The 21,489-nt window shown below is 71.7% G+C and carries 20 protein-coding genes; 12 read left to right on the forward strand and 8 right to left on the reverse strand.

Going from position 1 to position 21,489, the window contains the following annotated elements:
- Positions 1-82: 82 nt before the first annotated feature.
- The gene (locus ACLIN4_RS14965) at positions 83-310 is read left to right on the forward strand and encodes a DUF5133 domain-containing protein (protein WP_107480566.1); all 228 of its coding nucleotides are present in this window, start codon (positions 83-85) and stop codon (positions 308-310) included.
- Between the two features lie 27 nt (positions 311-337).
- On the forward strand, positions 338-790 hold the full coding sequence (locus ACLIN4_RS14970) for a DUF6098 family protein (RefSeq protein WP_289908890.1): 453 nt from the start codon (positions 338-340) through the stop codon (positions 788-790).
- Positions 791-822: 32 nt separating this feature from the next.
- Here the strand turns inward: ACLIN4_RS14970 and ACLIN4_RS14975 are convergent, their stop codons facing one another.
- From ACLIN4_RS14975 to ctaD, 3 genes are all read right to left on the reverse strand, one after another.
- Positions 823-1,356 (reverse strand): hypothetical protein, encoded by a 534-nt coding sequence (locus ACLIN4_RS14975; RefSeq protein WP_290014972.1) that lies wholly within the window; start codon positions 1,354-1,356, stop codon positions 823-825.
- A gap of 165 nt (positions 1,357-1,521) precedes the next feature.
- Positions 1,522-1,896: a hypothetical protein gene (locus ACLIN4_RS14980; protein WP_290014974.1), complete on the reverse strand. Its 375-nt coding sequence runs from the start codon at positions 1,894-1,896 to the stop codon at positions 1,522-1,524.
- A complete protein-coding gene (ctaD, locus tag ACLIN4_RS14985) occupies positions 1,893-3,605 on the reverse strand; it encodes a cytochrome c oxidase subunit I (protein ID WP_289913955.1) in 1,713 nt (570 codons plus the stop codon). The genes ACLIN4_RS14980 and ctaD overlap by 4 nt, the downstream gene beginning before the upstream one ends.
- Before the next feature lie 827 nt (positions 3,606-4,432).
- Here ctaD and ACLIN4_RS14990 point away from each other — a divergent pair.
- The 4 genes from ACLIN4_RS14990 (at position 4,433) to ACLIN4_RS15005 (ending at position 7,111) form a co-directional block, all read left to right on the forward strand.
- The gene (locus tag ACLIN4_RS14990) at positions 4,433-5,266 is read left to right on the forward strand and encodes a PIG-L family deacetylase (protein ID WP_107480356.1); all 834 of its coding nucleotides are present in this window, start codon (positions 4,433-4,435) and stop codon (positions 5,264-5,266) included.
- Between the two features lie 89 nt (positions 5,267-5,355).
- Positions 5,356-6,249, forward strand: coding sequence for a virginiamycin B lyase (locus ACLIN4_RS14995; protein ID WP_411575884.1), 894 nt, complete (start codon positions 5,356-5,358; stop codon positions 6,247-6,249).
- Positions 6,246-6,413, forward strand: coding sequence for a hypothetical protein (locus tag ACLIN4_RS15000; protein WP_382053276.1), 168 nt, complete (start codon positions 6,246-6,248; stop codon positions 6,411-6,413). The genes ACLIN4_RS14995 and ACLIN4_RS15000 overlap by 4 nt, the downstream gene beginning before the upstream one ends.
- Positions 6,410-7,111, forward strand: a complete 702-nt coding sequence (locus tag ACLIN4_RS15005) for a DUF5701 family protein (protein ID WP_411575885.1) — start codon at positions 6,410-6,412, stop codon at positions 7,109-7,111. The genes ACLIN4_RS15000 and ACLIN4_RS15005 overlap by 4 nt, the downstream gene beginning before the upstream one ends.
- 66 nt (positions 7,112-7,177) lie before the next feature.
- Here ACLIN4_RS15005 and ACLIN4_RS15010 read toward each other — a convergent pair whose 3' ends face one another.
- Both ACLIN4_RS15010 and ACLIN4_RS15015 read right to left on the reverse strand, forming a co-directional pair.
- Complete coding sequence (locus tag ACLIN4_RS15010; RefSeq protein ID WP_289908158.1) at positions 7,178-8,275, reverse strand: PP2C family protein-serine/threonine phosphatase; 1,098 nt, start codon at positions 8,273-8,275, stop codon at positions 7,178-7,180.
- Positions 8,276-8,495: 220 nt separating this feature from the next.
- Positions 8,496-9,710 carry an MFS transporter gene (locus tag ACLIN4_RS15015; protein WP_411575886.1) on the reverse strand — a complete coding sequence of 405 codons (1,215 nt, stop codon included), beginning with the start codon at positions 9,708-9,710 and terminating at the stop codon, positions 8,496-8,498.
- An 85-nt stretch (positions 9,711-9,795) separates the two neighbouring features.
- Between ACLIN4_RS15015 and ACLIN4_RS15020 the strand changes: the two genes are divergently transcribed.
- From ACLIN4_RS15020 to ACLIN4_RS15030, 3 genes are all read left to right on the forward strand, one after another.
- The gene (locus tag ACLIN4_RS15020; RefSeq protein WP_289908156.1) at positions 9,796-10,794 is read left to right on the forward strand and encodes an ArsR/SmtB family transcription factor; all 999 of its coding nucleotides are present in this window, start codon (positions 9,796-9,798) and stop codon (positions 10,792-10,794) included.
- A gap of 9 nt (positions 10,795-10,803) precedes the next feature.
- A complete protein-coding gene (locus ACLIN4_RS15025; RefSeq protein WP_411575887.1) occupies positions 10,804-11,325 on the forward strand; it encodes a glutathione peroxidase in 522 nt (173 codons plus the stop codon).
- Between the two features lie 124 nt (positions 11,326-11,449).
- Positions 11,450-12,373 (forward strand): MerR family transcriptional regulator, encoded by a 924-nt coding sequence (locus ACLIN4_RS15030; protein WP_179342806.1) that lies wholly within the window; start codon positions 11,450-11,452, stop codon positions 12,371-12,373.
- 92 nt (positions 12,374-12,465) lie between these two features.
- On the opposite strand, the gene ACLIN4_RS15035 is transcribed toward ACLIN4_RS15030, so the two are convergent.
- The 3 genes from ACLIN4_RS15035 to ACLIN4_RS15045 all read right to left on the reverse strand — a co-directional run bounded on the left by ACLIN4_RS15035 (position 12,466) and on the right by ACLIN4_RS15045 (position 14,774).
- Positions 12,466-12,657: a DUF397 domain-containing protein gene (locus tag ACLIN4_RS15035; RefSeq protein ID WP_043381490.1), complete on the reverse strand. Its 192-nt coding sequence runs from the start codon at positions 12,655-12,657 to the stop codon at positions 12,466-12,468.
- 177 nt (positions 12,658-12,834) lie between these two features.
- Entirely contained in the window at positions 12,835-13,692 is an 858-nt protein-coding gene (locus tag ACLIN4_RS15040) for a helix-turn-helix domain-containing protein (protein WP_179342805.1), read from the reverse strand.
- Between the two features lie 323 nt (positions 13,693-14,015).
- Positions 14,016-14,774, reverse strand: coding sequence for a GOLPH3/VPS74 family protein (locus tag ACLIN4_RS15045; RefSeq protein ID WP_100047997.1), 759 nt, complete (start codon positions 14,772-14,774; stop codon positions 14,016-14,018).
- A gap of 204 nt (positions 14,775-14,978) precedes the next feature.
- On the opposite strand from ACLIN4_RS15045, the gene ACLIN4_RS15050 reads away from it, so the two are divergent.
- From ACLIN4_RS15050 to ACLIN4_RS15060, 3 genes are all read left to right on the forward strand, one after another.
- Positions 14,979-17,552 (forward strand): D-alanyl-D-alanine carboxypeptidase, encoded by a 2,574-nt coding sequence (locus ACLIN4_RS15050; protein WP_411575888.1) that lies wholly within the window; start codon positions 14,979-14,981, stop codon positions 17,550-17,552.
- A gap of 190 nt (positions 17,553-17,742) precedes the next feature.
- Positions 17,743-19,650, forward strand: coding sequence for an MFS transporter (locus ACLIN4_RS15055; RefSeq protein WP_411575889.1), 1,908 nt, complete (start codon positions 17,743-17,745; stop codon positions 19,648-19,650).
- Between the two features lie 214 nt (positions 19,651-19,864).
- On the forward strand, positions 19,865-21,448 hold the full coding sequence (locus ACLIN4_RS15060; RefSeq protein ID WP_107478694.1) for a sodium:solute symporter family protein: 1,584 nt from the start codon (positions 19,865-19,867) through the stop codon (positions 21,446-21,448).
- The last annotated feature ends 41 nt before the right edge of the window (positions 21,449-21,489 follow it).

A 21,489-nucleotide genomic window follows, 5' to 3' on the forward strand; every position in this document is an offset into this window, starting at 1 on the left:
AACGCACCGGATTGGCGGCCGGGGGCCGGGGCACACGTCGGTGTATGACCCACGTGAGAGACGGTGACAAGGGAGACTCCCGATGCTCTTGGCACACCCCGTCGTGCTGAAGAACCTCATCGAGCAGTACGAGACGCTGCGTGCCCTGCACGCCGAAGACGGCACCGAGGAGGCGCGCCGGCGTATGGACGACGTCGCCTACACGCTGTGCGTGTCGACCGGGACCCGCGACATCGACACCGCCCTCGTTGCCGCCCGTCACCAGCTGCCCGGAGCGCGTACCGAAGACGACTCGCTTCTGGCTACGTGAGTGCTCCGGCATCGTCCCACCAGGATCATGACCAAGACCGTCGACCTGCCGACGTTCAGCAGCCTCGATGAGCTCACCCGGCTCATCACCCGCCGTCGCGGCCTCTACGTGCGCTGGTCCCGCGGGCCGGAGAGCGACCTGCCGAGGATGAGCAGTACGGACGATCTGACCGGGATCAAGCTGCCGGGCCTGTCGGCCAGTCCGCTGGACCTCGAGGACTGGTGGGGCCAGCGCCCCCTGCACGTCTGGGTCGCCCGCCGACTGTACGACTACTGCCACCTGCCACGCGTCAAAGACGCCCGCACCCGACCGTGGGTCCTGCACGGCACGGAGACGGCGCGCGGACCGGACAACGAGCCATTGGTCACGGCGATCCAACCCCTCGGCTGGATCGCCGGCCAAGTGATCGTAGAAGCCTCCCGCATCATCACCGAACAGCCCGGACGCTGGGGCCCACTCGACCGAGACGAACCCCTGTGAGGCGGCACGACCGACAGTGATTCTCGGCGGCGCTACCGTCCCCGGGCCTGGTCGCGCGGCACGGGGCCCACGGCCGCCTGCCGACCGGTGCCAACCGACGCATGGCGCTGCCCCGGACCTGGGCCCGACCGCGCGGCCAGGGCGTCGGCGACGGCGCCGGTCGCGAAGGCGTACACCGCCTTGTGCAGCAGGTCGACGACCAGTTCACCGCGCGGCCAGGTCTCAGGCGGGGCACCGACGCCGGTGGCGTTCTCCAGGATCTGGTCCGAGGTGACCCGGACGACGGCGAACTTCCCCGACGACCAGGGTCCACGCAGCCCGGCGTGCGCCATCACCGACCGCAACACGCCGAGGAGGGCGCCCTGCCCGACGTGCATGGCCAGGTTCACCGGCACGGGCTGCCGGCGGGGATACTCCCGCATGCCGGTGAGGCGTTCCAGTGTGCGGGCGGGGACGTGGGAGTCGGGCCGGCCGGTCAGCCGTTGCTCCGCCTTCTCGCCCAGCGTCATCACCAGGACTCCGGCTGTGCCGGCCACCAGTCCCTGCCACAGCGCGCGCTTCATCATGCCGAGGCGAGTACCCCGTACTCCCCGGCTCACCTGCTCGCCGGACCGGACCGGGAGACCGCGGGCGCCGGCCCCGGACGGTGGCTGCCGGTCACCGACGCGCGGGACTTCCGCAGACGGGACGCGCGGGACATCCGCAGACGGGAGCGGTCCGCCCGTGTCCGTTCAGCGGGCCACCGTGCACAGCGCACCGCTGACGGCGGCCGCACAGGCCAGCAGGCACGATGCCCAGGCACCGTGGCGTCTGAGCAGGTCGCGTCGCAGCCGCAGGTACCGGGCCTCGTACTCCCGGCCCAGCTCGTCGGCGCGGCGCAGGGTCGCCTCGAACATCTGGTGGGAGAGGCGGAGACGGTGGGCGACGTAGTGCCGGGTGAGGTCCTCCGCCTGGGCGGTGGTCAGCCAGGGGAGGGCGCCGCAGAGTGCCTGCGCCTCCCGGTGTGCGGCTTGCCGGTGTTCTCGCGCCAGGAGGAAGCCTTCCGCCTCCGCCGCGATGCCCTGGGCGACACCGGGGCCCGGACCGCGGAGGTGCTCGTCCGTCATCTCCGGTCGCCCTTGTGGCCGCTCGTGTCGAGCGCGTCGCGTTGTCCGGTGTTCTCCGCCTGGTCGAGGTCGGCCAGCGCGGGGTGGTGCAGGTCGAAGGCGGGCGACTCGGAGCGCACCCGGGGCAGGGTGACGAAGTTGTGGCGGGGCGGCGGGCAGGAGGTCGCCCACTCCAGCGAGCGTCCGTAGCCCCAGGGGTCGTCGACCTCGATCCGCTCGCCGCGCTGGGCGGTCTTCCACACGTTGTAGAGGAAGGGCAACGTGGACAGGCCCAGGAGGAAGGCACCGATGGAGGAGATGGTGTTGAGGGCGGTGAAGCCGTCGGCGGCCAGGTAATCGGCGTAACGGCGGGGCATGCCCTCGGCGCCGAGCCAGTGCTGGACCAGGAACGTGGTGTGGAAGCCCACGAACAGCGTCCAGAAGTGCACCTTCTCCAGCCGGGTGTCGAGCATGGTGCCCGTCATCTTCGGCCACCAGAAGCTGAACCCCGCGAACATCGCGAACACGATCGTGCCGAAGAGTACGTAGTGGAAGTGCGCCACGACGAAGTAGCTGTCGGTGACGTGGAAGTCGATCGGCGGCGAGGCCAGCAGCACGCCCGTCAGTCCGCCGAACAGGAACGTGACCAGAAAGCCGGCCGCCCACAGCATCGGCGGCTCGAACGACAGCGAGCCCCGCCACATCGTGCCGATCCAGTTGAAGAACTTCACCCCGGTGGGCACGGCGATGAGGAAGCTCATGAACGAGAAGAACGGCAGCAGCACCGCACCGGTGGCGAACATGTGGTGCGCCCACACCGTCACCGACAGGCCGGTGATGGCGATGGTGGCACCCACCAGCCCCATGTAGCCGAAGATCGGCTTCCGCGAGAAGACAGGGATGATCTCGGTGATCACCCCGAAGAAGGGCAGGGCGAGGATGTACACCTCGGGGTGGCCGAAGAACCAGAAGAGGTGCTGCCACAGGATCGCCCCGCCGTTCTCCGGGTCGAAGACGTGCGCACCGAACTGCCGGTCCGCCTCCAGCACCAGCAGGGCGGCGGCCAGCACGGGGAAGGCCAGCAGGACCAGCACCGAGGTCAGCAGCACGTTCCACGTGAAGATCGGCATCCGGAACATGGTCACGCCGGGCGCCCGCATACAGATGATCGTGGTGATGAAGTTGACCGCGCCGAGGATGGTGCCGAAGCCGGAGAGCGCCAGCCCCATGATCCACAGGTCACCGCCGGTGTACGGGGTGCGCTCACCGCCGCTGAGCGGCGGGTAGGCGGTCCAGCCGAAGTCTGCGGCACCCTGCGTGGTGAGGAAACTGCCGAGCACGATCAGGCCACCGAAGGCGAACAGCCAGTACGACAGCATGTTCAGCCTCGGGAACGCGACGTCCGGGGACCCGATCTGCAACGGCATGATCGCATTGGCGAACCCGGCGAACGTCGGAGTGGCGAACAGCAGCAGCATGATCGTGCCGTGCATCGTGAAGGACTGGTTGTACTGCTCCGCCGACACGATCTGGAGACCGGGCCGCGCCAGCTCCGCCCGCACCACCATGGCCAGCGCTCCCCCGATCAGGAAGAACGCGAACGAGGTGATCAGGTAGAGGTGGCCGATCTTCTTGTGGTCGGTCGTGGTCAGCCAGGTGACCACGACGTGGCCCCGGCCACGGCGCTCGGCCACCGGGACGGGAGCCACCGGCTCGGTATGGGTCGCCATCACGTTCCTCACTCGGCGGAGCGCTTGGTGGTCGGCCGTTGGACGGCGAAGGTCCGCCTCTCCGGCCCTGCGTCTCGGGCAGGGTGTGTCCAGCCCTCGTGGAAGGTAGTTCGCTCCGGTACGGGACCGCGCCCGCATCCAGCCGACGGCAGGCCGAACGGCCCTATCTTCCAGTCGGACGGGTGACGACGGGGCAGCACGTGTACCGGCCTCGGTGACCGCGGCCGTTCGTCCGTGGGGCTACGGAAACCCGGCGCCGGACGGTGGCCGCCGGGACACCCGGAAGCGGAGGGGCGTTCGATGAGGAAGCTGTGGTGGGTGGTGCCGGTCGGGGCCGTCGGGGCGGCGGCCCGTCGCCGGCCGTGCGGGTACGGAGTTTCCCCGGGCCAGATGCCCTGCGATCACCGTTTCCGCAGGTCACACGCTCTCCTAGGGAAGACTCCTTGAACGGGTGTCGCAGGTTCGAATCCTGCCGGGGGCACCATGCGTGATCGCTCTGACCTGGGGTTTCCAACCCAGGGAGGAGCCTGTTTCGGCCTCGGACCCGTCGTCCGGGGCCGTTTTGCGTGGGCGGATGTCCGGGTCCGGTCCAGGAGTTGTGTCCGCGAGGGTCTTCGCGTCGAGCCCCGGTGCCTGGAAAAAGCCGTCGTGCCGGGAACAGTCGGTCCGGTCGGCACGGTTGCATCGACCGGGACCGGTGCCGTGCGGGCGGGAAGCGCGGAGGCCAAGGGCGTCCGCCCTCCACCAGGATCCGGCCCCCGAATCGCGGTGCCCCGCCGCGCACTCGGACCATCGGACCAGACGTATTCGTGCAGGAGGACTGTTTCATGACTGACCGGCCCTTGACGCTCATGGCAGTACACGCCCACCCCGACGACGAGGCCACCGGAACCGGAGGGGTCCTCGCGCGGTACGCGGCGGAAGGCATCCGCACGGTTCTCGTGACGTGTACCGACGGCGGTTGCGGGGACGGGCCGGGGGGTGTCAAGCCGGGTGATCCCGGGCACGATCCGGCGGCCGTCGCCTTGATGCGCCGTCAGGAACTGGAGGCGAGCTGCGGCGTCCTGAAGGTCAGCGATCTGGAGATGCTGGACTACGCGGACTCCGGGATGATGGGCTGGCCGAGCAACGACGCCCCCGGATCCTTCTGGCAGACACCCGTGGAGGAGGGCGCTGCCCGACTCGCTGAACTCATGCGGCACTACCGGCCCGACGTGGTCGTCACCTACGACGAGAACGGCTTCTACGGCCACCCCGACCACATCCAGGCCCACCGCATCACGATGGCGGCGCTGGAGATGACCGCGCTGACACCGAAGGTGTACTGGACGACGATGCCGCGCTCGATGATGCAGCGGTTCGGAGAGACCATGCGCGAGTTCGGTGAGGACATGCCTGAGCCGGATCCTGCCGAGGCCGCCGCGCTGGCCGAGATCGGCCTCCCCGACGACGAGATCACCACGTGGGTGGACACCACTGCCTTCAGCGGTCAGAAGTTCGACGCGCTGGCCGCCCACGCCAGTCAGGGCGAGAACATCTTCTTCCTCAAGATGGGCAAGGAGAGGTTCGGCGAGTTGATGGGCATGGAGACATTCGTACGTGTCCAGGACGCCACGGGCGCGGCCGTTCCCGAGAACGACCTCTTCGCCGGACTGCGCTGATCCGCCCGTCCGACCGGAAGTGCACGGGCGTCGGTGGTCTCGGTGATGTCAGTGGTTCCGAAGATGTCGGTGGTCTAAGTTGACTACTGATGAATGAGTTTCGGGAAGTCTCTGCATTCGTAAGGGAGTTGACCGTCAGCGGCCCTGACGCCGGCCCCTACGCCCTCGCCGAAGGGCCGGACGGTGCCCTCTGGTTCACCCTCGTTCACCAGGGCGCCGTCGGGCGCCGGGAACCGGGCGACAGGAGTGTCACCGTCCACCCGGTCGGGGCCGGGCCGACCATCGTCGCGGCGGGGCCGGACGGGGCGATGTGGTTCACCGAGTACCGGGCGCACCGCATCGGGCGGATCGCGCCGGACGGCTCGTACTCGTCCTTCGCACCGGCGACCCCGGAGGGCGGGCCGTTCGGGATCGTCGCCGGGCCGGACGGGGCCATGTGGTTCACGCTGTCCGCCGCCGACCGGATCGGCCGCGTCACCATGGACGGCGAGATCACCGAGTACCCGGCGCCCGGCGCCTTTCCGTCCGCCATCACGGCGGGGCCGGACGGAGCGCTGTGGACGACTCTCAACCAGCACAACGCGATCGGGCGGATCGGCACCGACGGGACCGGCACCGTCCATGCCCTGCCGACCGGGGGCGCGGCGCCGGTCGGTATCGCGGCGGGGCCGGACGGAGCGCTGTGGTTCACGGAGATCGGGGCCGGGCGGATCGGCCGGATCACCGTGGACGGTGAGATCAGCGAGTACCCGCTGCCCGACCCGGCGTGCCGGCCGCACGCCGTCACCGCCGGGCCCGACGGGGCGATGTGGTTCACCGAGTGGGGCAGCGGCCGGGTCGGCCGGATCACCGTCGACGGGCGCGTCACCTCGTACGCGCTGTCCCGCCCCGACAGCGAACCGCACGGCATCACCCCGCACGACGGCGCCCTGTGGTGCGCCCTGGAAACCGGCTCCCTGGCCCGGATCGAGGTCCCCGCGTGACCGACCTCGGAACCGACCCCGGCCACGGTCCCGGGAGCGACGCCGAGGCTGTCCCGGACCCCCGTGCCCGCACGATCACGTCCGGCAACCGTGCCGACATCGAGTCCGTCGCGATGACCGCCGCGACGGAAAAGACGAAGAAGACGAAGGAGGACCTCGGTTGACCGACCGGAAGAGTTCCGTCACGGCCTCCGGCTCCCGCTCCTACGACGCCGGGGGCGAGTTCGACCGGCAGGTCCGGACGCTCACCTCGCTCGGCTACCCGGCGCTCGCCGGACGCACCCCCGAGCAGTTCGCCGAGCTGGTGGCGCCGCTGCGCGCCGAGGCCGTGGAGCGGGCGGGCGCCGCGGCGGGCACTCCGTACGATCCGGCCGTGACCGGCCGGGTGCCGTTCGTCCTGGTCGTCACCCGTGAGCTCGCGCCCGTCGAGCGGACCATGCCGCTGACCGCCCTCCACGGCGGCAAGCTGCCCGGCTTCGTCGACCGCAGCTTCGAGCCGGGCTCCCTGGAACGGTTCGTCGCCACCGAGGAGGCCGAGCCGCCCGGCGGGGACGGTGTCCACCTGCTGTTCGACGTCGAGCGCGGGGAGGAGTACTGCGGGGCCGTGCCGAACGACGCGATGGCCGCCCTCGCCGGGCGGGGCCGCACCCTGCTCACCATCGAGGAGGGCATCGCGCTGTTGACGCACGCCCCGCAGATCCTGGTGAAGAACAAGTGCTTCTCGCTGGGCGGGTCCCGGTCCGGTGACCGGCGGGTCCCGGCGATCTGGATCAGTCAGAAGGCCCCGAAGCTCGGCTGGTGCTGGGCCGGGAACCCGCACACCTGGCTCGGCATGGCGTCCGCGGGCGCCCGCCACGCCTGAGAAGCGCCGGGCTCTCCGGCCGCACCGCCCACGCCGCCACCGGCCCGCACCGCCGCTCCGGCCCTTTCATCCGGCCGGAGCGGCGGCGGCAGGTCCGCCACCGTCGTGGTCCTGGTAGCGCAGCAGCAGCATCGCCGCGTCGTCGTGGTGCGGTCCGGCCGCGTGCCGGACCAGGTCCTCGCGCAGGGCGTCCAGCGCGCGGTGGACGTCGGGGTCATCGAGGAGGTGGGCGCGCTCGGCGAGCGGGTAGAAGCCGCCCTCCTCGTCCCGGGCCTCCGTGACGCCGTCGGTGTACAGGAGCAGCTGGTCGCCGGGGGTGAAGGGGACGGGGAAGGGCTCCGGGCCGGGGCCGCCGTGGGCGGACAGGCCCAGCGGGAGGGCGTAGGTGGGCGGCTGAGGGAAGTCGGCGGTGCCGTCGGGGTGGACGACCATCGGGGCCGGGTGGCCGTAGTTGAGGAGGACGACCCGGTGGTCCAGGCCGATCTCGGCGAGGATCGCGGTCACGAACTTCTCGTCCTCCAGCTCCCGGGCGACGCTGCGTTCCAGCCGCTCGCCGAGCTTGACCAGGTCCTTCTCGTCGTACGCCGCCTCCCGGAAGGCGCCGAGGACCCGCGCCGCCGTCTCCACCGCCCCCAGGCCCTTGCCCTGCACGTCGCCCACGATCACCCGGACGCCGTGCGGCGAGGCCACCACCTCGTACAGGTCGCCGCCGATACGGGCCTCGGCGAGCGCGGAGGTGTACGAGACGGCCGCGTGCAGCGGCCCCGCGGTCAGCGGCACCGGGCGCAGCAGCACCCGTTGGGCCACCTCCGCGATCGACCGCACACTGGCCAGCTCCGCCTCCCGGCGCGTGCGCATCACGGCCGCCGCGATGCCGACGCCGGTGACGCCGGCCACCGACGCCATGGCGGTGTAGCCGCGGGGCCGGTCGAAGAGCCCGTTGTACAGGCCGAGGCCCAGGCAGAGCAGCAGTGCGACCAGTCCGATCACCGCCGTGCGCCGCCAGCCGCCGACCAGACCGGCGAACGCCGGTCCCAGTGACACCAGCGGCAGCAGCCCCACGTCCGGGCCGGCCGTGAGGTCGACGACGGCGACCACCGTCATGGCCGCCACGGGCATCCAGGCCAGCATCGTGGAACTGGACGGCGGCTTCTCCACGGTCATGACTACTCCGGTGTCGCAGCGCTCAAGAGCCGCCCTGTCCTGTTCTCAGGCGTCCCTCCCCAGTCTCTTAGCCTATGCAAGGGTCTGGTTCCGCAGGAGTCACCGAGCGGTCCTTAACCCAATCGAGGCCGAGAGCCGGACGGGGCCCGCGGATCGCTACGGGCCCCGCGGATCACTTGGCGACGGTCCCCGCGGATCACGTCGTGACGGTCCCCGCGGCTCACGCCGCCCCCGGCACCCGCCTCGGCAGCAGCCCTCCGTCACCCGCGTCCCGTCGGCTCGCCACGGTCAGCGTGAGCGTCACCGCGAGGGAGACGACCGCCATCGCGGTCATCGCCGTGGCCGGGGAGGTGAACTGGGCCACCGTGCCCGCCAGGGTCGCGGCGAGGCCCTGTGCCGTGAGCATCCCGGCGGAGTGCAGGCCGAGGGCGTGCCCGGTCAGCTCGTCCGGGGTGAGGGTGACCAGGCGCTCCTGCTGCACCAGGCTCGCGCCGAAGCCGACGGAGGCCAGGGCGACCAGTACGGCGGTCAGCGGCAGCGGCGGGCGCAGGAAGAGCGCGAGGTACGGCGCGGCCAGCAGCACCAGCAGCGGGACGCCCAGGCGTGGACGCAGCCGGGCCGGCAGCAAGCGGCCGACGGTCACGTCCCCGGCCAGCATGCCCAGCGCGGCGCAGGCGAACAGCGTGCCCGCGGCGCGCGGGTCGTAGGAGACGTACAGGGACTCGCAGCCGACGACGAGGCCGTTGGGGAGCCACAGGGCCAGGTAGACGTGGCGGCGCGGACGGGCGGACCACAGCAGGGCGTTGGCGCGCCAGGTGGCGGTCACGGAGGGGCGGCCGGCGGCGCGGGGCGGGCGGCGGGTCAGCAGGAGGGCGAGGCCGGCCGCCGCGCCGTACAGGCCGGCGGCGAGCAGCAGGCACAGGCGCGGCGACAGCAGCGTCACCAGGACGCCGCCGGCCGCGTAGCCGGTGATCTGCATGACGCCGCTCATCATGTTGAAGAGTGAGCGCCCGGCCAGGTACCCGTCCTTGGTGAGGATCTCGTTGAGCAGGCCCCAGCGGACCCCGCCGCCGAGGGAGGCGATCAGTCCCTCGGCGAGGACGATGGCGAGCATCGCCCAGACCGGCAGGCCGGGCAGCGCGAGGGCCGCGGTGGCGGCGGCGAAGGCCAGTGAGAGGCCCGTCAGCGTCGCCCGCGGTGGCAGCCGGTCGGCGCCGGAGAGGAAGAGCGTGGCGCCCAGGACCTGGGCGAGCGCCGGGCCGAACATGCTCAGGGCGGACAGCAGCGGCGAGTCGGTCGCCCGGAACACGAGCGTGCCGAGCGCCAGTCCGCTCACCGTCTGGGCGGCGATGTTGGCGGAGGTGGAGAGGAACAGGGGGCTGAACTCGGGTCTCCTGAAGAGGTCCGCGTAGCTCTTGCGGGGCGTGTCCGGCATGCGGGGAGTCTCGGGCGGACCGGCGGACGGCCGTTATCGTTTCGCGTGGAGGCGAAACCTCACGGCGGACGGGGGTGCGGACCGCATGGGCTGGTGGCAGATCAACGCCGACACGCTCGCCCGCAGCCGCTTCGTCGTCTCACCGCTCGCCGAGACCTTCGCCTGCCTGAAGCTGCTGCACGCCGATGTGGCCGCGCACCCCGGCGAACGCGCCTGGCTCGACACCCACCTGCCCGCGCACCGGCGCCGGCTCGCGGACGACCCGGTGACCGCGCTGCTCGTCCGCTCGGGCCTCGGCCGGGAGTGGATCGCCGACTTCCTCACCCCTGCGCCGGGCGCGGGCGAGAGCTTCGAGGAGGGCGTCGCGCGGATCCGGGCGACCCGCCCCGACGAGGCCCGCGCCGACCTCGCCGTCTGCCTCGGGGGCCGGCTCCCCGCCGCCCTGGACCGCGACGACCTGCCCGAGCGGGCCGCCGCGCTGCTGGAGGACGTCTGGGCGGGGGCGGTACGGCCGGACTGGGACCGGCGCCGTCGTGTCCTGGAGGCCGATGTCGTCGCGCGGACCGCGCAGGTGAGCCGGGGCGGCTGGGCTGCCGTGCTGGACGCCCTGCGGCCCGGCACCCGCTGGCTCGGCGACAGCCGGCTCCAGATCAACCTGAACCCCTACCCGCCCCGCGACCTGTCCGGCGCCGAGCTGATCCTCGTCCCCGTCACTCCGCAGCGGCACGGCTGGGTGGCGTGGGAGGAGCCCGAGCGGTACGCGGTGGTCTACCCGTGCACGGGTGCCCTCGCGGACGACGGTGCCCGGCGCCCGCCCGCCGCCCTCGGCGCGCTGCTCGGACCGGCCCGCGCGGGCGTGCTCACGCTGCTCGGCTCGCCCATGAGCACCAGCCAGCTGGTCGGGGTGACCGGGCAGGGGCTCGGTTCGGTCGGGCGCCACTTGCGGGTGCTGCTGGACGCGGGGCTGGTGGAGCGGCGGCGGGCGGGCCGGTCGGTGCTGTACTCGCGGACGGCGGCCGGGGAGGTGCTCGTCGAGGCGGGCGGCGGGGCGGCGGACGAGGGGTGTGACACGTCGCGGGGCTAGCATCCGCCCATGACGACCTCACAGAACGCACGCAAGGACGACAGCCTCCCCCTCGACGTCGAGATCGGCGCCCTCCAGGGCGGGTCCGCGGACCTCTCCCAGTACACCGGCCGGGTCGTACTGGTGGTCAACGTGGCCTCCAAGTGCGGGCTCACTCCGCAGTACTCGGGCATGGAGCGGCTGCACGAGCGGTACGCGGAGCAGGGCTTCACCGTGCTCGGCGTGCCGTGCAACCAGTTCATGGGCCAGGAGCCCGGCAGCGCCGACGAGATCGCCGAGTTCTGTTCGGCGACGTACGGCGTCACCTTCCCGATGACCGAGAAGGTGGAGGTCAACGGGGCGGGCCGGCATCCGCTGTACGACCGGCTGACGGGCTTCGCGGACGCCGAGGGGCACAGCGGGGACATCCGCTGGAACTTCGAGAAGTTCCTGATCGGGCGGGACGGCAAGGTCGCCGCCCGGTTCGCCCCGCAGACCGAGCCGGAGGCGGCCGAGGTCGTGGCGGCGGTGGAGGCACGGCTCGCGGACTGAGGGCGCGGGCCGGTTGACCTTGCCCCTGGGGCAGGCCCGAGCGTCGTCGTCGCCGGGCGGACAGGCCGCCCGGTGACGGAGGATGACAGGCGTGGACGACCGACACGACGGCTACGGCGACGACGTGCGCGACTTCGCACCCGACGGCGCACGCGAGGACGGGTTGCTCACCATCGGGGCGTTCGCCGCGCGGGCCCGGCTGTCGGCCAAGGCCCTTCGGCTGTACGACCGTATGGGCCTGCTCGTGCCCGACCATGTGGACGAGGCCACCGGCTACCGCTACTACCGCACCGGCCAGGCCGAACGAGCCCGGCTCGTGGCCCTGCTGCGCCAGCTGGACATGCCGCTGGCCAAGGTCGCGGAGGTGGTGCGCGCGGACGGGCCCGCCGGCGCCGCCCTGCTCGACGCCTACTGGTCCGAGGTCGAGGCCCGGGTGGCCGGGCAGCGGACGCTCGCCGACTTCCTCCGTGGACGTCTTTCGGGAAGGGGTTCCGGGATGAACGAGAAGTTCGTGGTCGAGACGGTGGACGTGCCCGGGCAGGTGGTGATCAGCGAGACGCGGCACACCCTGGCGGACGAGTTGCCCGCCTGGATCGGTGCGTCGCTGGGGCGGCTGGAGGAGGCGGCCCGGGGCTGCGGGGGTGTGACGGCGGCGCCGTTCGTCGTGTACCACTCCGAGGTGTCGATGGAGAGCGACGGCCCGGCGGAGTCGTGCGTGCCCGTCGCCGACGAGGCGGCGGCCCGGGCGTGGTGCGAGGAGCGGGGGCGGGCCTGGCAGACGCGGGTGCGGGTGGAACCGGCCCGGCGGCTGGTCTACACCCGGATCACCAAGGCGCAGGTGGCCCATCCGCAGATCCTGGCCGCGTTCGAGGCGGTGGAGGAGTGGATCGCGGCCCAGGGGCTGACGGTGTCGGGGCCGTGCCGTGAGGTGTACTTCGCCGACTGGGAGGCGTCGGGGCCACAGGATCCGGTCTGCGACGTGGCGTTCCCCGTCTCCGCCGTCTCCCCCGCCTCCCCCGTCTCTCCGTCGCCCCGTGCGGCTGGGTGACGGAGGCCGGGACTGAACAGAGCCCTCTCGGCAAGGTCGGCGAACTGGTCGAGAGGGCTCCGTCGGCGGTGCCGGGGACGGCGCCCGGGCCGTTACTCCTTGACCGAGGTCACGAAGGCGTTCCACGCGTCGGCGGGGAACGCCAGGACCGGGCCCTCGTCGACCTTGGAGTCGCGGACCGCGAGTGCCGCCGTGTCCGGTGACCGGACCTCGACGCACGCGCCGTTCCCTCCGGAGTAGGAGGACTTGGTCCACGATTCCTGGGCGCCCTGAAGAATTGCCATGTCTGCTCCGGTGGCGAGTTGCTGAGTGCGGTTTACGCCAATGACGCTTGATCTTTGGCGTGATCGACGCTACTCGCTGGCCTCACCGAGCGGAGCAGCCATTCACCCGACCGGATGGCATATTCCAGGTGACTCTTCCAGAATGACGCACCCGGGGTGTAACATCCCGCCGCCCCGTCAGCGCGCGTACTCCTTCGCGACGTCCTCGATGCGCTGCCGCGACTGCTCCACGTTCAGGGCCTGCGCCCGCAGGTGCTCGTACATCACCGTGTACTTCTGCACGTCCTGCGCCTTCTCCAGGTACAGGTCGCTGGTGACGCCCTCGATGTAGACGACGCTGGAGTCGGCGGTGTCGGCGAACTCCAGGATCGAGTACTGCCCGTTGATGCCGGGGTGGGCGCCGACGTCGAACGGCAGCACCTGCACGGTGATGTGCGGCAGCTGCGACATCTCCGCGACGTGCTCCAGCTGTTCGCGCATCACCTGTCTGCTGCCCACCATCCGGTGGAGGCAGGCCTCGTCGAGGACCACCCACAGCCGCAGCGGGTTGTTCTCCGCGGTGATGCGTTCCTGACGCCGTATCCGGACCTGGACCCGTTTCTCGACGTCGGCGACCGGCGTCTCGGGCAGCGCGCCCTGGATGAGCGCCTCGGCGTAGGACCGGGTCTGCAACAGGCCGGTGATGATCTGGGGTTCGTAGGTCCGCAGCGACTCCGCGTCGGTCTCCAGGCCGATGTAGACGCTGTACGGGATGTCCCCGAAGGCGTGCCACCAGCCCTGCTGGCGCGAGTCCTTGGCCATTTGCATCAGCGAGTCGACGATCCGCTGGTCCTCGACCTCGTACACCCCGCACAGGTCGCGGACGTCGCGCTGGCTGATGCTGCGCCGGCCGTTCTCCAGGCGGCTGATCTTCGACTGCGAGACCAGCAGTCGCTCCGCCACCTCCTCGGCCGTCATGCCCTTGAGCTCGCGGAGCCGGCGCAGCTCCTGGCCCAGCCGGCGCCGCCTGACGGTGGGATTGACATTGGACGCCACGGGACGTGCACCTCCGGCTGCGTGACTCATACCTGCCACTTTGCGTATCTGCTGCTGAGCAGACTGCCACCAAGGTGCTTTCTACCGCTGGGAAACGGTCGATATGCGCCGCGTACACGCCAGTTCGGGGCGCCACCCGCGCACATGGCCGCGCGGGGCGGCGGAACCTTTCCGCTGTCCGCTGTCGCGGACGTACGGTCGGTCCCACCGCCCCGCGCGGACCTGCGGCTCCCGTGACCGGGCTCGGGGACTGGTGGTGCGGCGGTGCTGTGGTGCGTGTGCGGCGGTGCTGTGGTGCTGTGGTGCGGTACGGCTCGTGCGGCTCAGTGGGCCACCGCGCGCGCCATGGATCCGTGGCGTGGTTGCGCCGGAACGCCTCGGGCGGGTTCCGGGGCCGTCCTGGCGCCCGGTCCCGCGGCCTGGCGGCCGGCCGGTGCCGGGCTGCGGCGCGGCTGGGCCGCAGCGCCGTTCTGGACGTCCATCACCGCGTGCGCCACCAGGCCGCCCATGGGATCGTGCCGGATGAGGTCCCGCAGGCGGGACCGTGACGAGCGTCCTTCGTTGCCCGGGTAGAGGTGCTTGCCGAGACCGACCGCGTGGGCCAGCGCGGCGAGCGCCGCGGTCCGCGGGTCCGGCGGTACGCCGGTGCGGATCGCCGAGTCCAGCCGGGCCTTGATCTCCCTGCTGATCGCCGTGTCCGTCGCCTGGTAGCGAGTCGTCGGCAGCACCCCGCACATCTGGCCCTCCACGGCATGCACCATGCCGCATCGCTCCAGATGCGAGAGATAGGTCTGGCGCAGCCCCAGGCGGGGCCCGCCGATCCAGTTGACCGCCCGTACGGGAGCGCCACGCCTTCGCAGCAACTCCAACGCGCAGTCCAGTGTTGGATCTCCTGTCGGCCGTGGGGCCACCACGGCGATACGATCCCCGTCTGGGGCTATCCGTCCGGCCAGCGCCAGCTCCACCAGCTGCGCTCCGGCCAGACCGAGGTCGAGCGACTGCGGCTGTGCGGTGGTACCCGTGGTCGGGTCCAACGCCAGCAGCAGAAGCTCTTCCGGAAGTGTTCTGCGGCTCCTGCCCATCCATGCCTCCCCGCGTGGATGACAGACAGGGTGACCCCTCTCACATTGGTCTGTCGAGGGTGCGTGACCGGTTCGTAGTGGAACCAGTAGGTATGTCGTTCTCGTCTACCGCGTGGGTTCCACCCGTACACAGGACACTGGTACATGGTTTCGGTACGGGTTCGGTAGCGCGCACGCGGCGTGCGGCGCATGGAGGAGGCATCGGTGGCGGGCGAGTCCCCCGACAGGTCGAAGCAGCACGAGTCGTCGGAAGAACCGACGTCGGGGAGCGCGGGTCCGGTTCCCGAAGCCAGGACCGGGACGAGCGAGAAGCGTGATCCGCGGGTGGCGGTGGCGCGGGAGGCGGCGAAGCCTTCGGCGTCCGCCGGGTCCGCGGCGTCCGCGAAGTCCGCGGGGTCGCGCGGCGGGGTCGACACGGCCACCCGGGTGCTGTCGGTGCGTGACGCGCAGACCGGGGAGCCGGCCGAGGACGACGACGCCGGGAACGACGACGCCGACGTGGAAGGCTCCGCCGGGGGCGGCTCCTCCGAGGGGTCCGACGCCTCCCGTGCGTCCGGGAGGACCGGGTCCTCCGCCGCGTCCGACGGCCCCGGGGACTCCGACGCCGCCGACGAGCCCGCGGGCCCCGCCGCCGCGGGTGACGGGCGGCTGAGGGACGCCGTCGCGGCGTGGGTGGCGACCGCCGAGGAGCGGGCCGCCTCGGGTGCGCGGCGCGAGGAGACGGCGGACGGCGCGGAGGACACGCCGGGCGCGGGGGCCGCGGAGGCGGCCCGGCGGGACGCCGGTGTCGACGCCGACACGGACGAGGACGAGCCTGGTGCCGCCTCGGACACGGACGCGGACGCGGGCTCCGGGGGGTCCCGGGACGCCACGAAGCCCGCGGTCGGGGGCGGTGCCCCCGAGGGCGGTGAGACGGCCCCTGAGGACGGCACGGACGGCCCCGGCGCCGACGGTGCGGACGGGGAAGCCGACGGGGGCGCCGACGCTCCGCAGCGCGCGGAGGACGACGCGGACGAACGCGCCGCCGCGGGACAGGGCACCGACGACGCGCCCCGCGACGGGAAGACGCCCGCCGACGCTGCCGCCGCCTCCGATGCCGACGCCGCTGGGCGGGACCGTGGTGGTGAGGCCGCCGGCTCCGACGACGGCGGTGCCCCCGGCGCCTCGGGGAAGGAGGCCGTCGATCAGCCCACCGCCGTTTTCAAGGCCGTACGGCCCTCCGAGCGCGGTGTCGATCAGCCGACGACCATGCTGAAGCTGGGCGACGCCGCCACCGCGCCCGAGAGTGACGCCGAGCGGACCAGCAAGTTCGTCGCGCTCCGGCATCCGGACGACCCGGCGACGCGCAAGCCCCCGAGGTCCGCGAAGGCACCGTCCGAGCCGTCCGAGCAGTCCGAGCCGCCCAAGGCCCCCGGGGCGCCGCAGGCCCCCCGTACCGGAACCACCACCGCCGTACCGCACGTCGGGCCCGAGCGGACGACGCAGCAGCCGCTGCCGCCGAAGCCGCCGCTGGACCTGCTGGCGGAGCTGACGAACACCCCGCCGCCGCCGGAGACCCCGCTGCGGACGACGGTGCGCCGGGTCAAGATCTGGACGCCGCTGGTCCTGCTCCTGGTGATCATCCTCGGCATCGTCCAGTCCATGCGTCCGCTGCCCGCGCCGGAGCTGGACCTCACGGCGCAGGACAGCTTCACCTTCGAGGGCGGCAAGCCCGAGATCCCGTGGCCGTCCAGCGGGCAGGCCGCGCTGGACGTGCAGGGCATCGGCAGCTTCGGCTCGTCCGGCGAGCAGAAGCCGGTGCCGATCGCGAGTGTCGCCAAGGTCATGACGGCGTACGTCATCCTGCGCGACCACCCGCTCGAGAGCGGCGCCGACGGTCCGATGATCGAGATCGACCAGGCGGCCGAGGACCAGTCGGACGCGGGCGACGAGTCGACCGTCAACGTGTACGCGGGCGACAAGATCTCGCAGCGCGAGGCCCTGGACGCCATCCTCATCGCGTCCGCGAACAACGTGGCGCGGCTGCTCGCCCGCTGGGACGCGGGGTCGGAGAAGGCGTTCGTGGAGAAGATGAACGCCGCCGCCGAGGACCTCGGCATGACCAACACCACGTACACCGACCCGTCGGGTCTGAACGACACGACGGTGAGCACGGCCGTGGACCAGGTGAAGCTGGCCAAGGCGGCGATGGAGTCGGTCGCGTTCCGCGAGGTGGCCCAGAAGATGTCGTACGACGACTACAAGGGCAAGAACCACCCCAACTGGAACCAGCTCGTCGGCCACAACGGGGTCGTCGGCATCAAGACCGGCACCACCACCTCCGCGCTCGGCAACCTCGTCTTCGCCGCGAAGAAGGAGGTCGGCGGTGAGACCCGGACCATCGTCGGAGCCGTGGTGCGCCAGCCCGCGACCGCGGAGAAGGGGATCCTCGCCGCCGCGCTCGACTCCAGCGACCAGCTGATCCGGGCCGCGCAGGACATCCTGGAGTCGGCCACGATCCTGAAGAAGGGGGACGTCGTCGGGTACGTCGATGACGGCCTCGGCGGCCGGACGCCGGTCGTCGCCACGAAGGACGTCAAGGCCGTGGGCTGGCCGGGTCTGACGGTGAAGCTGACGTTCGACGCGGACGAGGTGCCGCACACGGCCGCCGCCGGCACGAAGGTCGGCACGCTGACCGTGGGCGACGGCGGCACTGCCGGTGCGGTGAAGGTTCCCGTCGCCCTCCAGAAGGATCTCGTGGAGCCCGCCTTCACGGACAGGCTGACCCGCCTGGGCTGACCTCCCGCCCACCCGGTCCCCAGCGATGTCACGCCCCCGCGGCCGCCCGGCCGCGGGGGCGTTCGCTTCCCAGAGGGGAACGAGCCACGGTGCGGGCGTGCGTGCTAGCGTCACGAATCGGGGCAGGTCGCCGGTCGCGGGAACGGGACACGGCCGAAATGAGAAGACGGGACACGGGGAGTGCCTTCAGGTGGCCACTGCGGAGCCGACACGCGCCGACGACGCCGATCCGGGCCCGGGAGCCGGCCCGCGACCACGCGTACCCGCGCCCCGCGCGGACGGGGAGAGCGCGGAGGGCGGGAGCGCCGGTCATGGTCCGGCGAACGGCGGCCGTGACGGCGACCGCGCCGAGCCGGAAGCGCCGTCTGCGGTGAAGGCGGCGTTGCTGGCCGTGCGCGAGCGCATGCTGCGCCACCCCGTGCTGTCCGTCACCGTCCTCGCCGGCGTCCTCCACGTCGCCTGGTTCTTCACGTTCGCGAACAGTGGCGGCGACCTCGCCGCGCAGGACGCTTGGGCGGAGTTCGTCGGTCGGCACCCGGACTCGGCGTACAACCTCGCCTGGTACGGCGGCATGCACCCGGTGTCGTACAGCGTGGTCTCGCCGTACCTGATGTCGGTGCTCGGCGTGCGTACGACGATGATGATCGCGGGGACGCTGTCGGCCGGGCTGCTGACGATGATCCTGATCCGTAGCCGGGTGGTCCGCAATCCCCTGTGGGCGTCGCTGGCGGGCCTGTTCGGGCTGATGGGCAACGCGGCGTCGGGCCGGGTGACGTTCGGGCTGGGCATGATGTTCGGACTGGGCGCGGTCGCCGCGGTGTTCTGCTGGCCCCACCGCTGGCGCAACAAGCGGTGGGCGAAGGGGCTGTGCGCGGCTCCGCTGGCCGCCCTGTCCACCATGGCGTCACCGGTCGCGGGCCTGTTCGTGGGCCTGGTGGCGGTGGCCCTGTTCCTGCAGAAGCGCCGTCCGGGCGCGTGGTCGCTGGGGCTCGCGCCGGCCGCGGTGGTGGCGCTGTCGGCCGTGCTGTTCCCCTTCTCCGGCACCCAGCCGATGTCCTTCGGCTCGGCGGCCCTGCCGATCCTGTACGCGGGCCTGGTGTGCTGGTTCGTGCCGCGCGCCTGGACGACCGTGCGGATCACGTCGGCGGTCTACGGCCTGTCGGTGCTGCTGGTCTGGCTGATCAGCTCCCAGATCGGTTCCAACATCACGCGCCTGGCGATGCTGTTCGCCGGGGTGGCGCTGGTGGCCGCGCTGCCGTTCACGGTGCCGAAGTCCCGCAAGTGGTACGCGCTCGTGGTCTCGCTCGTCGGCTTCGTGGGCTGGATCGGCTTCAAGTCGGCCGACGACATCGTCCACACCCAGCCGACCGCGTCCTGGGCGCGCGAGCTGGCACCGCTCGTCAACGAGTTGCAGGAGGTCGGCGCGGAGAAGGGCCGGGTGGAGGCCGTTCCGGCCCGCTCCCACCGCGAGGCCTCGGCGCTGGCGCCGTACGTGAACCTGGCCCGGGGCTGGACCCGCCAGGCCGACATGGAGCGCAACCCCCTCTTCTACGACGACACGCTCAACTCGGCGAACTACCACGAGTGGCTGAAGCGCTGGGCCGTGCACTACGTGGTGCTGCCCAAGGGCGAGCCGGACGGTGACGGCGGCAAGCGGGAGCGGGAGCTGCTCCAGCGGGGCCTGCCGTACCTGAAGCAGATCTGGGGGGACGCCAACTGGCAGCTCTTCCAGGTGCTGGACCCGACGCCCCTGGCGGAACCCGACGCCGTCGTCCAGAGCGCCGGACAGGACGAGTGGACGATCGACGTGAAGCGGCCGGGCCGCATCCTGATCCGGGTGCCGTACTCGCCGTGGCTGAGCCTCGTCGACGACGAGGGCAACAAGCTGGCCCCGCCCCGGGAGACGGAGGCGTCCAAGGACGCCCCGGAGGGCACGCCGAAGACGTACGACAACGTCAACGGCTGTCTGACGGAGACGGAGGAAACCGCCGAGGGCGACCAGTGGACGACGCTGATCGCCCCCGAGGCGGGCACGTACAGGCTGGCGTCGCCGTACGGGCTGAAGCGCGGTACGCCGTGCCCGGACGAGCTGAAGTAACCCGTCGGCGGACCCGCCAGCCGTTCATGTAGGTGAACTGAGGTCAGCAAGCCGAACCTTTTTACTCGCTCTTGACCTTCCCCTTCCTTGTCGTGCCCGCGTCGTCGCACCCACGATGAGCGGGCACTTCGCGGCCTGCCACGCCCCTACCCCGCTCGTGCGAAGTGCCAACCAGCTGAGCGGAGTTCACAAGGCGGACCCCGGAAGGGGGCACATGAACGGTCTCGACTGGTCCGTGCTCATCGGCTACTTCGCCGTGATGGTGGCGATCGGCGTCTGGTCGCACAAACGCGTGGACAACGTCAGCGACTTCTTCACGGCCGGCGGCAAGATGCCCTGGTGGCTGTCCGGCATCTCGCACCACATGTCGGGCTACAGCGCGGTGATGTTCACCGGGTACGCGGGCATCGCCTACACCTACGGCGTGACGTCCTTCGTGACGTGGTCCTTCCCGATCGCGCTCGGCATCGCCATCGGCTCCACCCTGTTCGCGCCGCGCATCAACCGGCTGCGGTCCCGGCTGCACGTGGCCTCTCCCCTGGAGTACCTGAAGAACCGGTACAACCTGCCCACCCAGCAGGCCCTGGCCTGGTCCGGGATGCTGCTGAAGATCGTGGACGTGGCCGCGAAGTGGGCGGCCATCGCCACCCTGCTGTCGGTCTTCACCGGCATCTCCCTCAACCAGGGCATCCTGATCACCGGCGTCGTCACGGGCGTCTACTGCACGATCGGCGGCCTGTGGGCGGACGCGCTGACCGAGCTGGGCCAGTTCGTCATCCAGCTGCTGGCCGGTGTCGCGATGTTCGTGGCCGTCGTCGTGAGGCTCGACGACCACGGCGGCTTCTTCGGTGTCTGGGACGAACCCGAACTCCAGGGCCACGCCGAACCGCTGGTCGGCCCGTACGGTGCGGTGTTCCTGCTCGCCTACCTCTTCATCAAGCTCTTCGAGTACAACGGCGGCATGCTCAACCAGGCCCAGCGCTACATGGCCACGAGCAACGCCCGAGAGGCCACCCGCTCCGCGCGGCTGTCGGCGGTGCTGTGGCTGGTCTGGCCGCTGGTGCTGTTCTTCCCGATGTGGATGTCGCCGCTGCTGGTGGAGTCGCAGAAGCCGGACGGCTCGGACTCCTACGCGCTGATGACCGAGCAGCTGCTGCCGCACGGGTTGCTGGGCCTGGTCATCGTCGGCTTCTTCTCCCACACCATGGCCATGTGCTCCTCGGACGCCAACGCCATCGCGGCCGTGTTCACCCGCGACGTGGCGCCGGTGCTGTCGGCGCGGGCGCGGGCCTGGGGCACCCGGTCCGGCCTGCTGGCGGCCCGCCTGACCACGGTGGTCTTCCTCGGGCTGTCCATGGCGGTGGCCACGCAGGTCGACTCGCCGACGTTCAAGGACATCATCACCGTCGTGATCAAGTGGGTGGCCGGGCTGATGGGCCCGATCGCGATCCCGATGATGCTCGGTCTGCTGCGGCCCTTCCGCCGCTCCGGCCCGACCGCCGCGCTCACCAGCTGGGCGGCCGGCCTGCTCGCCTTCTGGCTGGTCAACTACCCGATCCACTGGAACGTGGAGGGCGGGGTGCCCCTGGAGTACCAGGTGTCGATCCCGCTGGCCGTGTCGCTGGTCCTGTACGTCCTGATCGGCTACCTCAAGCCGGAGGACACTCCGGAACGGCTCGCGATCATCGAGAAGGTCAACACGGACGGCGACGACGACGCCTCCGGCGCGGCGGCGGCGATCCCGACGCCGGCGGGCGGCGCGGAGGAATCGGTGGCGCGGTCCCGGGTGAGCGACTAGCGCCGGCCACGCGGGTGCGGGCGGTGTCCCGGGCGGTCGGG

Origin of the sequence: Streptomyces mutabilis (assembly GCF_046628145.1) — a bacterium.
Classification (GTDB): domain Bacteria; phylum Actinomycetota; class Actinomycetes; order Streptomycetales; family Streptomycetaceae; genus Streptomyces; species Streptomyces mutabilis.